A 16,957-nucleotide genomic window follows, 5' to 3' on the forward strand; every position below is an offset into this window, starting at 1 on the left:
AGGCGTTTATTGATCCGCATCTGTTGTTGAAGGGGAAGTCCGGTGGTGATGAACGGCGAAGCGCCCGATCAGACCAAACGGACTCGACGTCTGCACGCCGGCATTTCGCTATTGGCGATTGGTGCTGGACTTGCGATGCCCCAAACCTCCTGGGCGGATACGACCATTTCCGGAACGACGGTCGGGGCGCAGGTGCTCAATGGCAATGTCGGGCTTTTTGAGATCGAGCCTACTGGCACGGTCGTCGCGGACACTAGTGCCGCGGTTTTCAATTCTGGTACGGTCGACACGTTCACGAATAACGGCGTCATCGACAACACCGGTTTGTCCTTTAATGCCGTGCAGAACACTGGTTCGATCGGGCTATTTCTCAACACCGGCAGGATTACCAGTCTTGGCTCGGGGCTCGTTCTCACCCGGGCGACCAGTAGCTCCCCGACTCCTGCGATCATCAATGCCATCATCAATTCCGGGCTGATCTCCGGCGCGAGCTCCGGGGCGATCCTAAATTATGGCAGCACGATCGGAACACTCACCAACAGGGGCACGATAAAGGGGCTGTTCGCCATCATCAACGATGTCGACGGCACGTACGCCGGCTCGCTCGGGACGATCGAGAATTCGGGCCTGATCGCCGGCGATATTGCCAACAACGGCAACGCCCTGACGATCAGCGGCGGTACGGGTCCGACGATCGGCACGTTGAGCGGCTTCGTGACCGGTGCGACGGGTACGATCACCTCTGCGGCCGACATCGTTTTCAATTCGGGCAACATTTTGCTCAATGATTCGATATCGGCGTCCGGCTATACCGTCACGAACTCGGGCGCCGCGCTGACGCTCACGACCGCGATTGGAGTTGCTGGACGCTACAACCAGACGGCAGGAAAACTGGTGCTGGGGGCGGCCGGCACTCTGTCTGTGACGGGGGGAGCCACGCTTTCTGGCGGAACGCTTTCCGCTCCGCTTTTCGCCACTGAAAATTATTTCGCGGGAACGCTGGCGACGCTGGTCCAAGCCACCGAGGCTTCAAGCTATACCGGCGTCAGCATCAGCACCGGTTTCGGGTCCATCTTCGGGGTGCGCGGCTCAACGGTAGGCAACAACCTGCTGCTGTTGGCGGCCGGTGATTATATCGGCGGAACGCTCGCTTCGCTCAACAACAGCGGGACCATCGACAGTCCGGTTGCCGCCATCGTGATCGGCGCTACCGGCAGTGTCGGCGCGCTCAGCAACACCGGCACGTTGTCCGGCGCTACGCGCGGGATCTCCGTGCAAAACGGAGGGCAGATCGGCACGGTAACGAACAGCGGCTGGATAGCGGCAGGAACGCTCGGTACTTCGGCGGCCGGCGGCATCGCCAATAGTGGTACGATTGGTACGATCCTCAACGACGGCACGATCCTGAGTTCCCGAAGCAGTGGCATCGGGAACAACATCGGTAGCGCCTCGATCGGTCGAATCGTCAACACCGGTCTGCTGAGCGGAAATACTGGAGGGATCTACAACGAAGGCACGATCGGCGAACTGACCAATAGCGGGCGGATCCTGGGAACGCAGTTCGGGATCTGGCATGCGGGCGGTAGGATCGGTACGATCGACAATAGCGGAACGATCGCCGGGCCGGTTGCACTGGTGATTTCGCCCGCGTCCGCGGTCCACACGATCTATAACAGCGGCGTTCTTTCGGGAGATATCCTGAACGGCAGTGCGAGCGTTTTGACGATCAGCGGCGGAACGTCTGGAACCGTCGGCACGCTGACGGGACAGTCGGGCAGGGGGACGATCACCAATCAGCGCAGCAACCTCGTCTTTGCGGCGGGCGACTTGCTGCTCAACGACGATATCGTCGCCACGGGCCGCACCGTCAGCAATACCGGGGCGAATCTTCAGCTTTCGTCGATCATCAATCTCACCGGTGCGTTCAGCCAGATCAGCGGCACGCTTTCGATCGATCCGACACACGCGGGGCTGATCGCCAGCGGCGCGATGGTGCTGAGCGGGGGCACGGTGCGGTCCGACCTGTCTAGCACGGGTAATTATCTGCAAGGCAGCTACACCTTGCTCAGCGGATCGAGCCTGAACCTTAGCGGTGCAACGGTCGAGATCAACGATGTCGCCGGTCTGGGCAAAACGTCCGGCACGGTCGGCAACACATTCCTGCTAGAGATCACCAACGACTATGTCGGTGGGACGCTCTCGGCGCTCACCAACACCGCGGCGATCACCGCAGCCGACACCGGTCTGCACGTCGGTATCGGCGGCAGCATCGGGACGGTGACCAACAGCGGGACGCTCGGTGGCGCAGAGTTTGGAGTTAGCAATCGCGGCCAGATCGGCACACTCTTCAACGTCGGCGTGGTCACCAACGCCGGGCTGACCGCGCTATGGAATCAGGGCAGCATCGGTCACCTGTTGAACAGCGGTGAGATCAGCAACAACAGTTGGGCGATCCTCAACAGCGGGACGATCAGCACGATCATCAACGAAGGCATCATTTCCGGATTGGCCAACGCGATCCAGAACAACGGTGTCGTGACCCTGCTTCACAATCGCGGCACCATGTCGGGTGGCAGCAACGCGATTGCGGGCACCTTCGGCACCGTGGGCAACAGCGGTATCATCCGCGGGAACATCAACGGGGACGGCGGCCTGATCGGCACGATCATCGGCGGCACCGAGGGCACCGTCGGGACCTTCACAGGGCTTACCGGATCGACCCAGGGCACGATCGGCGCGAGTGGAAACCTGACCTTCGCGGCGGGAGCGTTGCTGCTCAACGACACGATCATTGCATCCGGCATCGCCGCGAGCAACTTGACCGTGAGCAACATCGGCGCGGATATCGCGCTGTCGACGATTGTGACGATCGGCGCCAACTACCACCAGACGGCCGGGGTATTGCGGCTAGGAAGCGACGGCCGACTGGTCGTTACCGAGGCGGCTGTGCTGTCGGGCGGAACGATTGCGGCCGACGCGGGGGGATTGTCCCCGACCGGTACGTACCGTCCGGGCGATGTCGTGGGCAGTCCGATCGTCTCGGGTGGGGTCGGCTCGACCTACGTCGGGGTCAGCATCACGACGATGGGCGGGGTCACGGGACTGGCCACGTCCGCGAAAGTGAGCGGCACCAATCTCGCGCTGGCCGCAAGCAACATCTACATCGGCGACACGCAGGTTTCGATCGGGAACACCGACACGATCACCGGGGTCAATTATCCGATCTATGTCGCGAGCACGGGGACGGTCGGGACGCTGTCGAACAGCGGTACGCTGATTGGTCTCGCAGACGGCCTCAACACCAACGGCAGCGTCGATACGCTTCTCAACAGCGGGCTGATCTCCGGTGCGCAAAAGGGCCTGGGCAGCCAGTCCACGATCGGCACGCTGATCAACGCGGCCGGGGGAACGATCCTTGGCGGCACTGCCGCGGGGTTACAGATCGACCGCATCCTGGGTGCGCTGACGAACTCGGGCTACATCTCTTCCGGGTCGGCGGGTTTCGCCGTTTATGGGTCGGTGGGAACGCTGACCAATGGTGGCACCATCAACGGTGGCCCCCAGGGAATCTATCTCTCAGGAGTCCTGGAGACGATTGACAACAGTGGCTCGATAACCTCCGGGCAGACCGCGATCAACATATCCGGTTCGGTGTTTTCGCTGACCAATAGTGGGTACATCGGCAACGCCACCACGGCTATCAACGTGTCGGGCGTTCTCAGTACGCTCGCGAACGGGGCGGGGGGGACGATCCGCGGGAATACGGCCCTCTATGTGAACGGGAATTTTGCCGAGCTCGGCAACAGCGGCGTCATCTTTGGCGCGATCCGCAACGATAGTGCCAACGACTTGACGATCAGCGGCGGGTTTGGGGGAGCGGTTGGCACGCTCACCGGGCAATCGGGCAAGGGGACGATCACCAACACGCTCAGCAATCTCGTCTTCGCGTCCGGCGATTTGCTGCTCGACGACAATATCGTCGCCACGGGTCGCACCGTCAGTAACACCGGTGCAAACCTTCAGCTCGCATCGATCATCAATCTCACCGGTGCGTACAGCCAGACCGGCGGCACGCTCTCGATCGATCCGACGCGCGCCGGGTTGATCGCCAGCGGCGCGATAGTGCTGAGCGGCGGTACGGTGCGGTCGGACTTGTCGAGCACGGGAAACTATCTGCAGGGCAGCTACACCTTGCTCAGCGGATCGAGCCTGAATCTCAGCGGTGCGACCGTCGAGATCAACGATATTAGTGGGTTGGACAAGACGTCCGACACGGTCGGGAACAAGCTGCTGCTGTCGATCGCCAACGACTATGTCGGCGGGACGCTCGCGACGCTGACGAACAGCGCGGAGATCACTTCAGCGAACACCGGTCTGTACGTTGCCACCTCCGGCAGCATCGGGACGATGACCAACACCGGAACGCTCAGCGGCGCGCGTTTCGGAATCAACAATCTTGGCCAGATCGCGACCTTGGCGAATAGCGGGTTGATCACCAACCGCGAATTCACCGCATTGTGGAATCAGGTCAGCATCGGCCAATTGGTCAACAGCGGTACGATCAGCAACAACAGCTGGGCGATCCTCAACAGCGGGACGATCGGCACGATCATCAATACCGGGCTGATCGCCGGGGCGAGTACGGCGATCCAGAACAACGCTGTCATCACGCTGATCGACAACCGCGGCACGATGTCGGGCGGAAGCAACGTGATCTCGGGCACCTTCGGCACGGTCGCAAACAGCGGGGTCATCCGCGGGAACATCAACAGAAGCGGCGGGATGATCGGCACGATCATCGGCGGGAGCGCCGGCACCGTCGGAACGTTCACAGGGGCTACGGGATCGCTGCAGGGCACGATCGGCGCGAGCGGCAATATGACCTTCGCGTCCGGGGCGTTGCTGCTCAACGACGGGATCATCGCTGCGGGGATCGCAGCAAGCAATCTGACGGTAAGCAATATCGGAGCGGATATCGCGCTGTCGACGATCGTCACGATCGGGGCCAATTACCGTCAGACTGCGGGCCTGTTGCAACTCGGAAGCGCTGGCAGGCTAGTCGTCAGCGAGGCCGCCGTGCTGTCGGGTGGAACGGTCGCGGCCGACGTGAGCGGATTGTCCCTGACCGGGACCTATCGCGCGGGCGACGCTGCGGGCGGAACGCTCGTCGCGGGCGGTGTGGGTTCGCTTTACGATGGGGTCAACCTCGCCGTGTCCGGGAGCATAACGGGGCTGAAACTGTCGGCGATCACCAACGGCACCAACCTCATCGTCGCTGCGGGCAACGATTACATCGGGGATGTTCAAGGCGTCTTCGAGAACAGCGCAACGATCGGGGGCGCGACCTACGCGCTGTATGTCGCCGACACCGGTACCGTGGGCACGCTCGGCAATTCCGGTGTGCTCAGTGCAACCGGGACCGGACTCTTCAACCGCGGCAGCATCGGATCGCTCTCCAATGCGGGTCAAATCGGCGGCCTGATCGGTTTGCACAACGTCGGCTCGATCGACCTGTTCGACAATGTCGGCACGATCTTCAGCGCGAGTGGCGCGACGACCTACGGCATATTGAATGCCTCGTCGATCGGCACGCTGATGAACTCCGGGCTGATCAGCGTCGGGAACGGAACCGGCGGGCACGGGATCTACAATACGGGCCGGATCGATACACTGGTCAATCTGGCCGGTGGGGTGATCAGCAATGTCTTCGGTGGTGGCGGTGCTTGGAACGCAGGGACGATCCTGTCCATTTCGAATGCAGGCCTGATCAGCGGGAGCAGCGTAGGATTCGGCAACACTGGAGTGATCGACCGGTTCAATAACAGCGGGACGATCACGGGCAACACCGGCCAATCCGATACCGGGCTGTACAACGGCGGTACCATCGGCACCTTTACCAACACTGGGATCATTGGTGGCAACACGGGCATTCGACACGACGGGGGATCGATCAGCATCCTCATAAACGCCCCGGGCGGGACGGTCGGCGGCGGGGAAATGGGGGTCTTCAGCAGCGCCAATATCGGTATGCTGAGCAACAGCGGACTCATCTCGGGGAGCGCCGAGGCGCTGCATGTCGAGGGGATGATCGCGACGTTGCTCAACGCGGGCGCGCTTGTTGGAGGCTCGATCAATGCGATCGTGGTCTCGAGTTCCGGTCAACTCGGCGGGATCGCCAACAGCGGATTGATCCGCGGCAATATCGTCAACGCCAGTGCGACCGACATGGCGATCATCGGCGGCAGCGACACGGTAGTCGGCACCTTTACTGGCAGCGCCGGGCACGGGTTGATCGACAACAGCGCGAGTAATCTGACCTTCGGCAGCGGCGCGATCCTGCTGGACGACGACATCGTCGTCGGTCCTTCCCATACGGTCACCAACGCCGGCGCGAGCATCGCGCTCGCCTCGATGACCACGATTACGGGCAATTACAGCCAGACCGACGGGACCCTTTCGCTCGTTCCAGGCTCGGCCGAACTGGTCGTGAGCGGCAGCGCTGCGGTTTCCGGGGGCACCGTCGCGTCCAATCTCGCGAGCACCGCCAATTACATGCCGGGCGAGAGTGTCGGGCTGATCACGGGCGGGGCGGGGTCGACGTACCGCGGGTTGACGCTCGCCGGCGGTCCCGAAGGCCTGTTGTCGAGCGCGGGCACCGTCGGCACGACGTTGGTCCAGACGTTCGACAACACGTACATCGGCGGAACGCTGGCAACGCTGGCGAACACCGGGACGCTGAGCGCACCGACGGCGATCTATGTCGCTGCAACCGGCAGTCTGGGGGCGTTGGCGAACAGCGGGACGATCCTTGGCGACGTCCGCAACCTGTCGGGACATGCGCTGACCATATCCGGTGGCTTTGATGGCGCGGTCGGGACGTTCACCGGCCAGTCGGGGCAGGGCAGGATCGTAAGTACGCTCGGCAACGTCGTGTTGGCGTCGGGCAGTCTTCTGCTCGACGACGCGGTCGACGTCGGGACCGGGACACTCCTCAACGATGGCGCGTCGGTGCGCCTGATCCATTCCATCGACGTTACGGGGAACTACGCCCAGGCATCGGGAACGCTCGCGCTCGGCCTTTCGTCGCTGCTGGTCAGCGGCAGCGCGAACATCACCGGCGGGCTCATCACCAGCAACCAACTCGACACGATGGCGAATTACATCGCCGGGAGCGGTGGCGGAACCTTGGTGCGGGGCGGTGCCGGATCCAACTATGACGGGGTAGCGGTGGCGTCCGGCGTCACCGGTCTGGCGATCGCCGCGGCGACGGCCACGATCGGGAGCAATGTCGATCTGTTGCTGGGTATCAACAACGATTACGTCGGCGGAACGCTCGGGGATCTGGTCAACAGCGGAACGATTACCGGCGTAACAACCGCAGCGTATATCGCCACGGCGGGGTATCTTGGTACGCTCGAGAACAGTGGCGTGCTGCAGGGTACGGAATTCGGCGTCCGTAATCTGGGCGTCATCGAGCGGCTCGAAAATCGCGGCGTCATCGATGGTACGGTCGGGCTCTACAACGGTGGTTCGATCGGCACCATTCTCAACAGCGGAACCATCATGGACTCGCCCGCCGTCCAGGCGGCCGGCATCGACAACAATGCCACGATCGGCGGGATTTCCAACGCCGGGGTAATCACCGGCGCCGCATACGGCATCTTCAATCGCGGGACGATCGGTCGGATCAGCAACACCGGCACGATTTCGGGGCAGCAGGCGCTCTACAACGATGGCAGCATCGGAACGCTCGACAACCGCGGCACGATCGCGGGCGGGGATCATGGTCTGGTCAACGACGGTACGATCGGCGTCCTCACCAACAACGGGTTGGTGACTGGTGCCGTCGCGGTCCGTGTCGGTGCGCCCGGAGCGTTTGGGTCGTTTTCCAACAGCGGGACGATCGCTGGCAACATCGAGAATGCCTCGGAAGCGGCGCTGACCATCAGCGGCGGCTCGGTAGAGACGCCGGGGACACTCACTGGCTTCGAGGGACAGCGCGGGACCATCCTGAGCGAATTGGCCGACGTCGTTTTCGCATCGGGCGTTCAAGTTCTGGACGACGATATCGTGGCGTCGGGGCATGTCGTGTCGAACAGCGGCGCAACCCTCGGCTTGTCGACCAGCGCGAGTATCACGGGCGACTACAGCCAGACCGCGGGCGCGCTCTATCTGGCGAGCGGGGCTGAACTCGTCGTCAGCGGGCGCGCAAGCCTGACCGGCGGCAGCGTCGTGGCACAGTTCGACTCCTCGGCGAACTATCTTGCGAACACCAGCGCAGGCACGCTGGTCCGCGGCGATACCGGAACGAGCTACACCGGGGTGACGGTCGATACCGGGCACGTCACCGGGCTGGCGCTTCAGGCGGACCCGAGCGGAACGAGCTTGGTCGTCACCGCGCTCAACACCTATGTCGGCGGCACTCTCGGCAGCGTTACGAACACCGGCTCGCTGACCGCAGACTATCCGGTTTACATATCCTCGACCGGCAGCCTCGGCAGCTTGGCCAACAGTGGCACGCTCACCGGATCGATCGCCGCAATCTTTGCTGCGGGGACCCTCGGACGCATCCAGAACGATGGCGTCATTGCCGGCAACATTACCAATTCCTCAGCGGAGCCCCTGCAGATTTCGGGTGGTATGGGCACGACCGTGGGCACGTTGACTGGCTTCGGCGGCGGTCGCGGTACGATCGTCAGTAGCGGCGGCGACGTGGTGTTCGACGCGGGCACGATCGCGCTTCAAAGCGATATCACCGCAACAGGGCATACGGTATCGAACAGCGGTGCCGAGCTTCGGCTTGCGGCCAGCGCCACGATTTCGGGAGCCTATCATCAGACGTCCGGTTCGGTTCGGCTTGCGCAGGACGCGAAGATCGTGGTCGACGGCACGGCGACGCTGAGCGGCGGCACAGTAACGGCGAGCTTCTCGCCGACCTCAAACTACCTCGCAGGCGCAACGGTAGGAACGCTCGTACAGGGCGGGACCGGTTCGAGCTACGCTGGAGTGACCGTTTCTACCGGATCGATCACCGGGCTGGCCCTGACGCCCGGAACGGCTGGGACCAACCTGATCGTGTCGGCGGACAATAACTTCGTCGGCGGGAGCCTTGCCGGCCTGGCCAACGCTGGCGCCCTTTCCGCGGCCTATCCGGTCTACATCGCAGCAAGCGGTTCGCTTGGCAGTCTGACCAACAGTGGCACGCTCAGCGGATCGGCCGCTGCTATCCGCAATCTTGGGGTGATCGGACCGATCGTCAACACCGGTGTGATCGCAGGGAACATCGAGAGCGATACGGACGGAACACTGGCGATCGCAGGCGGCAGCGGGACGGTGTTCGGAACGCTGACCGGCTATGCCGCGGGAAGCCAGGGGACGATCGTCAACGCCGGTGGCAATCTCGTGATGACCGGTAACATCCTGTTGAACGATGCGATCAACGTCGGCACCCGAACGGTCGTTCTCGACGGTGCTGGGCTGGCGGTGAATGCGCCCGTCGCCATCACCGGCAATTACACCCAGACGGGTGGCAAGCTGTTGATCGGGGTCACGTCGACAGCCGCCTACGGCCAGCTATCGGTGAGCGGCTCGGCGAATTTGACAGGCACCAACGTCACGCTCGTCAAACTGGGGACGGCGACGCTGGCCGCCGGGCAGGCATATACCGTGGTTAAGGCGAACGGCGGTCTCGCGTTCAGCAACCTCACGTCTTCGGTCACCGGTTTGACCGGCGCCTTTTCCAGTGTCGCGAGCGCCGGGGCGACGGGGCTGGTGCTGACGTTGAGCGATCCCAACGGAACGATCACGCCACCGCCGCCGGTCCGACCGACGACCTTTACCGGCACGGGCGCTCAGGCGGGCGGGGCGGGTGTCGGCACTGGCGCGGCGCTCGATGCGATTGCGGACGCGGGCAGTGCAGCCGCGGCGCCCGTCATCACGAACATCCTCCTGCCGCTGTCGCAACTGACGCCTGCGCAACAGCAGACCGCGATCGTCCAGCTTTCGCCCACGCAACTCACGCCGCAGGTGATCGCCGTCGCCGTATCCCCCGCGGTCAACGCGATCGTGCAACATCAGGAGGTGCTTGCCGCCGCGGTGACCGGTCGCGAGGAACGCGGCCTCGCCGCAGGATCTCAAGCGCAGCGCGGCGTGATCTGGGGACAGTTCCTGGCCAGCTCGGCGCGCCGAGCGGCAGTCTCCGCGGCCTCGCCGTACAAGGCGAGCAGCTACGGCGTGATGGTCGGCGCCGATCTGCTCGGCACGTCGAACTTCATTGCCGGGGGCGCGCTCAGCTGGGTTAACAGCAATGCGCATGGCCGCGGGAATATCCGGGGAAGTTCGACGACGCTCAACAGTTTCCAGGCGACCGGATATTTCACCTGGCAACCGGGGGATCTCGACAACTCCCGCTTTACGATCGATGGCCAGATCGGGTTTGGCTACAATCATTACGACCAATTGCGACGCATCGATTTCCTCGGGGTCAGCGCGCGAGCCTCCTATGATGGTCAGCAATATCTCGGAAATCTGCGCACGAGCTACACCATCCCGTTGTCGACGAGCACATCGTTGACGCCGTTCGCAAGCATTCGCGAGGTTCACCTGCACAATTCAGGATATGAAGAGAGCGAGGCGGGGACCGCCAACCTCAAGGTCGAGAAACTCGACGTGGATTCGCTCAGCCATGAAATCGGCGTTCAAGGTGGGGGTGTGTTCGACTCCGCATCAGGTCGTTTCGCGCCGATGCTGAAGCTTGGGTGGGTCCATACCTATACCAACGGGCCCATTCCGCTGACCGCGGTGCTCGGCGGCGTCGCCTTCACCAGCACGTCCGCGCGCGGCGCACGCGACGGGCTTACGGTCGGGGCGGGGATGTCGTTCATGCGGACCGAGAGGTTCCGCATCGGCCTCGGGTATGACGGCGATTTGCGCCGCGACTTCAAGAGCCACGCGGGGACCATCAAAATGACGTTCAGCTTGTGAGCGGAGACTTCGTATGAACAATCCCGCCCCGACCGGACTTTCGATCGATCAGGCGCTGATAGAAGCGAACGCGCATTGGAATGCCGGTCAGGCAGACCAGGCGGAGCGCCTCTGCCAGCACGTCCTGGCGATATGGCCCGGCCAGTCCGACGCGCTGCATCTGATGGGGCTGATGGCGCATGCCTATGGCAATCTCGACATCGCGATCGATCATCTCCGTCGCGCCTGTCAGGCGCCGCGCGTCCAGGCGATCTATTTGAGCAACCTGGCAGAGATGTGTCGCCAGAAGGGCTTGCTGGAAGAAGCGGAAGTCGCCGCGCGCCGTGCGGTGACGATGGACGCCACGATGGTCGCCGGGTGGAACAACCTGGGGATCATCCTGCAGGAAGCGGGCAAGCTCGAGGAGAGCCTGTCGTGCCTGGAACGCGTGGTCGGGCTGCGGCCCGATTATGCCGAGGCACACAGCAATCTCGGGAATACCCTGAAACGGCTCGGGCGGCTCCAGCAGGCGCGAGTGCACTACGTCCGGGCGTTGCAGCTTGCGCCGGCTTATGCCGAAGCCATGAGCAATCTGTCGCACCTGCTCAACGATCTCGGTGAGCCGGACGAGGCCATGGCCGCCGCCCGTCGTGCGATCGATACCAATCCCCGTCTGCCGGACGCCTACATCAACGCTGCCGCGGTCGAGATCGGTCGCGATCGCCACATCGAAGCGCTGCGCTGGATCGATGCTTTACTCAGTTTTGCGCCCCTGCACGTCGGTGCTCTGGGCGTGCGGGCAACGGCGTTGCGGCAGCTCGACCGGCTCGACGAAGCGCTGGCGGATGCGCGCCGCGCCGTTGCGGCGGCACCTGATGATGGAGAGACTCAGAATATTCTCGGGGAGGTCCTGCAAGCCCAGAACAAGCTGACCGACGCGCTCGCCGCGTTCGATCGCGCGGCGCAACCGAGCGGGTTTGCGTCCGAGAAGGCGTTGATCAATCGCGGGATCCTGCTGATGGAGCAAGGCGACAGGGGCGGTGCCGAAGCTACCTTCGAGACGGTGCTGGCGCGGTCTCCACGCTCTGTCGCAGCGTGGTTCAATTTTGCGGATCTTCACCGGTTCGAGCCGGGCGATCCCCGTATATCCGCGATGGAAGCGTTGGTTGCGCAAGACGGGGTCGAGGGTCAGGCCGATCGGACGGCGCTGCACTTTGCGCTGGGCAAGGCTTGGCTCGACGCCGGGGACGCCGAGCGCGCCTTCGACCATCTCGATCACGGCAATCGCCGCAAACGCGCAACGGTCTCCTACGATGCGGCACGGACGGAGCGCTGGATCGGCGAGATCGCCGCGGCTTTCCCCGCAAATCGCCTCCAACGCCCGGCGGCGGACACGGCCGGCAGCGATCTGCCGGTGTTCGTGCTCGGAATGCCGCGCTCCGGAACGACGTTGGTCGAGCAGATCCTCGCGTCACATCCGCACGTCTTCGGCGCCGGAGAGCTGCCCGCGTTACAGGAAGTCATCAATGCCGCCGGTCTCTATCCGGCATTCGCAACGACCGTCACCCTCGAGGGTGAAGCCGCCCTTGGTCGGCAGTATCTCGATCGAATTCGTCCGCTCGCGACGCATCACCGCCGCGTTATCGACAAGATGCCCTCCAATTTCCTGTTTGCGGGGCTGATCCACCGTATGCTGCCCGAGGCGCGGATCCTTCATGTCCGCCGCGATCCGGTCGACACCTGCCTGTCCTGCTACACCAAGCTGTTCACGCGCGAACAGCAGTTCGCCTACGATCTGACCGAGCTTGGGAAATTCTATCGGGCATACGACCGCCTCATGGATCATTGGCGGGCGGTGCTGCCCGCCGACCGGTTCCTCGAGGTCCGTTATGAGGACATCGTCGGAGACATCGACACCGAGGCACGGCGGATGGTCGCGTTCTGCGGGCTCGACTGGAATGCGGCGTGTCTCGAATTTCATCGTACCGAGCGGATCATTCGCACCGCCATCCTCAACCAGGTCCGCCAGCCGCTGCACGCAGACAGTGTCGGACGCTGGCGTCCATACGCGCAACACCTGATGCCGCTCCTCGATGCGCTGGGGATCGATCCGGCGCTGCCTGCACCGGACGACGTCGCCGGCGGCGTGTCCAAGGCACGGACGAAGCGCGGGCCGCGACTGGTCGCCGGATGACTCCACCCGTCTTCGACGTTCAGGCCTTCGAAGCCGAAATCCGGCCGCTCCTCACCGTCGGCAAAGGCCGCGAGGCAGAGGCGTTGATCCGCCCACTGATCGCGGGCGGGGCCGGGCCCGTTGCGGTCTGGGCGTTGCTGGCGCAGGCGCTCCGGGTTCAGGGGCGCGTTCAGGAGGCGCGACCGATCCAGGAAATGCTCGTTGGTGCCTTGCCGGGGCACGTGTCGACTCGTTTCGACCTGTCCGAGACGCTGTTGCTGCTCGGCGAGTTCGAGCGGGGATGGCGGGAATACAGCCATCGCTACGGCCTTGCCCATACCACCCGGATCGAACGCAAGGTCCAGCGGCCACGTTGGGATGGTCGCGCGATCCCCGGGCGCACGCTGCTGATCCACGACGAACAGGGATATGGCGACACGTTCCAGTTCATGCGGATGGTCCGTTGGGCGAAAGCACGAAGTCAGGCGACCGTGGTGCTCGAGATCAACCACGAGACGGCTGCTCTGGCGGAGCGTATGGGCGGGTTCGATGCGCTTACGGTGCGCGGGCAGATTCCTCCGCCGTTCGACCTGCATTGCGAGATGATGAGCTTGCCGCACGCCATGGGGTTGACGCTGGAGGACCTTCCCGGCTCGCCGATGCCGTATCTTTCGGGGTCGCCCGAACGGCGGACCGTCTGGCGCGACCGGCTTTCGCCGTATCCTGGGTTGAAGGTTGCGTTTCTTTGGGCGGGTCGACCGACGCATTTCAACGATGCCAACCGATCGATGACGCTGGAGCAGCTACAGCCGCTGGCACAGGACGGCGTGACGTTCTTTTCCATTCAGAAAGGCCCCACCGAGCAACAGGCGTTGACGCCGCCCCCCGGCATGACCGTGGTAAGCCTCAGTCCCCAGATTGCGGACTTCGAAGATACCGCGGCGATCCTGTGCGAAGTCGATCTGTTGATCTCGATCGACAGTTCGCCGGTCCACCTTGCCGGAGCCCTGGGGCGGCCCGCCTGGGTGCTGCTGCCGCTTCTTCCCGACTGGCGGTGGTTGCAGCACCGCACGGACAGCCCGTGGTATCCCTCCGTTCGCCTGTTCCGGCAGCGCGCGTGGGGGCGGTGGGATCAGGTTGTCGACGACGTTGCGTCCGCCCTTGCGGTCGAGGCACGTGCGCATCGCGACGGTCTCCAGCAGGAGCGCGCGCCAATCTTCCCGAATGCGGAGCAACCGGTCAAGGTCAGACGCCTGGGCTGAGTCCCGCCCGGCCGCATCGTGCTGTCGAACCAAGCGTCGCATGATATCGCTCGGACGATAGTCTCGTTACGTGCCCGATGTCTGTATGGGCGGGGTCGGTAAGGGCGGGTCATAGGCGACCAGCTCGATCCGCTGCGGAACCGTGCCGATATCGATCCCTTCCGCGCGGAAACGTTGCAGCAACGTCATCAGCACCGCGCTCCGCGCGGAATAGGCTGCGCGGGGATGACCGACGTGACCGAAGCAGTTGAACGCGATCCGCCCGGTAACAATTCCGTCGACGAACACTGCTGGTGCCGGATCCGTGAGCACGGCGTCTTCGGCAGCGAAAGCCTCTTGGACCATTGCTTTCACGGCTTGCGCATCACTGTCGAGCGGTACCGAGAACTGGATCTGGATCCGCCCCAGCGGGCTCGCCATCGTCTTGTTGAGCACCGATTTGGTGATGAGTTCGGAATTCGGGACGATCAGCGTCGAATGGTCGGCCAACTCGATTTCGGTCGACCGCACGCTGATCCGCTTGACGTCGCCCTCGTCGGTGCCGACGCGGATGAGATCGCCGATCTTGATCGGGCGTTCCGCCAGCAGGATCAGGCCCGAGACGAAATTCTGCGTAATGGCCTGGAGACCGAACCCGATCCCGACCGACAGCGCGGACAGCAGCAACGCAACGCGCTCCACCCCGATACCGAGCGACGCCAGCGCCCAGATGAACGCTATCGCGATCCCGACGTATCGCGCCACCAGGCTGACGGAATTGCGTCCGCTGCCGTCCAGATCGGTGATCGGCAAATACCGGTTTTCGAGCCAGCTCATGAAGCCGCGGACCAGCGCCAGCCCGACGAACAATACGATCACACCCCGCAGGATGTTGGCCGGCGAGATCGACACGCCGCCGAACTCTACGCCTTGCGCCAGGATCCCAAGGCGTCCGAACATTTCGCCCGCCCCGGCGCTTCCGCCAAAGGGGGTGACGAGCAGGCCGAGCGCCACGAGAATGAGCGCAACGCGCAACACCGCGGAAAGCAGCACGCCGAACTGGTCGACCATGCTCGGGCGAACGCCCAATGCCCGCGTAACCGTGACCCCCAACCGGCTGTCCCGAACGAACATGCTGGTCGCCACGTCGTCTACGGCGGCCATCAGCAGGTACAGCGTGATGCCGAGGATCGTCGCCCAGCTGATGAACCAGGCGATGAACAGGCTGAGCGCGATATATCCCAGGAGTAGCGCAACGAGCGCGGACGCGACCAGCACCCACGCGAGCAGCGTCCCCAGACCGATGCCAGCGCTGGTCTTGACGTTTTCCGGTTGCTGTTCGGTATCGGCGCGGTTCGCGCGCAAACGTCCGAGAACGATCAGGAAAACGCCGATCAGCAGCAGATGCAGCAAGGCCGTGAGCGTTTGCGTCGCGACCTGCGCCGGTTGGCTCGTGCCGATCGACCGATTGAGGGCGCTGGCGAGGATACTGACGAACGAGAGCCCCGCCAACATCCAGGACAGCGGGCGGAGCGCGGAGGCGGTTGCGTCGTCGATCGGTGCAACCCGCCATGAAGGACCATGGCGCATCAGCAGAGCACCGCTCACGGCTGCGGTATAGGCACTGAACCCGGTCGCCATCACGAAGGCGTCGAGCATCCCGCTCCAGCGCTCGGGCAGCAGCCCCGACCAGCGGAGCCCCTGGACCAGCGCCGCCGCCGCCAGCAGCGGCGCGAGCGTGCCCGTAAAGACACGCCATAGCGCGTTGGCGGACCGCCGCACCCGGTGACCGGGCGCACCCTCCACCAGAAAGCGCTGACCGAATTGCCGCGCGCGGACGCGCACCGGGAAGAGCAGCACCAACCCCAGCACCAGGCCCAGCAGCACCTGCCAGGGAAGGCTGTTCTTCCATTGCGCCCGGATCTGCGACGTGCCCTGCGTCAGGAACAGTTCGGTCCGCCTGAGATCGCGCGGAAGCGACTGGAGGATCGCCCGCCAGTACGACGGGGTAAGCGGGGAGAAGACCTTCGCGGTGACCTTCTCGTTGAACTGCTGTGCGCGGCTGCGGTCGAGCTCGTCGATCAGTTGTTCGGATTCGACGGTGGCGAGGCCCCCGCGCTTGATTGCAGCGTCGATCAGCCCGCGTTGCTGCGCGAGGAGCTTGCGTTGCGCGCCGATTTCGGAGGGTTCCACGACTCCCGGCGTGACCGGTCCCAGACCGGCGATCCGCGCGTCGACCAGTGTGGCCTGCTGTTGCAACTGGTCGGTGATATCGCCGATGGATTGTTGCGCCGCGACCGCGCGGCCACGAAGCTTCTTCTGGTCGTCCGCATCGACCCTGCCGTCGAGCAACCCATCCACCGTCCGCAATTCGGTCTCGGCCTGACCGATCTGCTGGGCGAGACTCGAGACCGACGGGGTCTGCGCAATGGCCGACGGGGCGATCGTGGCGAGCAGAGCCGCGACGATCCATCGAAGCAGGATTTTGGAAAGGTGCATTGCCGCCGCCTTTAGCCGTCCGCGAGACCCGCGGCAACGCGACGCGGGTCTCCGAAAGGATGGACGGCAATGCGGCCTTACA

4 protein-coding genes are annotated in these 16,957 nt (G+C 63.8%); 3 read left to right on the top strand and 1 reads right to left on the bottom strand.

What is annotated here, in order from left to right; genetic code table 11:
* Nucleotides 1-135: 135 nt before the first annotated feature.
* From QBJ92_RS07590 to QBJ92_RS07600, 3 genes are read left to right on the top strand one after another with little or no spacing between them, the layout of a single operon-like run.
* The gene (locus tag QBJ92_RS07590; RefSeq protein WP_277969088.1) at nt 136-10,983 is read left to right on the top strand and encodes an autotransporter outer membrane beta-barrel domain-containing protein; all 10,848 of its coding nucleotides are present in this window, start codon (nt 136-138) and stop codon (nt 10,981-10,983) included.
* A gap of 13 nt (nt 10,984-10,996) precedes the next feature.
* Complete coding sequence (locus QBJ92_RS07595; RefSeq protein WP_277969089.1) at nt 10,997-13,156, top strand: tetratricopeptide repeat-containing sulfotransferase family protein; 2,160 nt, start codon at nt 10,997-10,999, stop codon at nt 13,154-13,156.
* A complete protein-coding gene (locus tag QBJ92_RS07600; RefSeq protein ID WP_277969090.1) occupies nt 13,153-14,397 on the top strand; it encodes a glycosyl transferase family 8 in 1,245 nt (414 codons plus the stop codon). Before QBJ92_RS07595 ends, QBJ92_RS07600 begins: the two co-directional genes overlap by 4 nt.
* A gap of 66 nt (nt 14,398-14,463) precedes the next feature.
* Here the strand turns inward: QBJ92_RS07600 and QBJ92_RS07605 are convergent, their stop codons facing one another.
* Nucleotides 14,464-16,875 carry a DUF3772 domain-containing protein gene (locus tag QBJ92_RS07605; protein ID WP_277969091.1) on the bottom strand — a complete coding sequence of 804 codons (2,412 nt, stop codon included), beginning with the start codon at nt 16,873-16,875 and terminating at the stop codon, nt 14,464-14,466.
* Nucleotides 16,876-16,957: the final 82 nt, after the last annotated feature.

Source organism: Sphingomonas echinoides (assembly GCF_029623395.1).
In the GTDB taxonomy this organism is placed as follows: Bacteria; Pseudomonadota; Alphaproteobacteria; order Sphingomonadales; family Sphingomonadaceae; genus Sphingomonas; species Sphingomonas echinoides_A.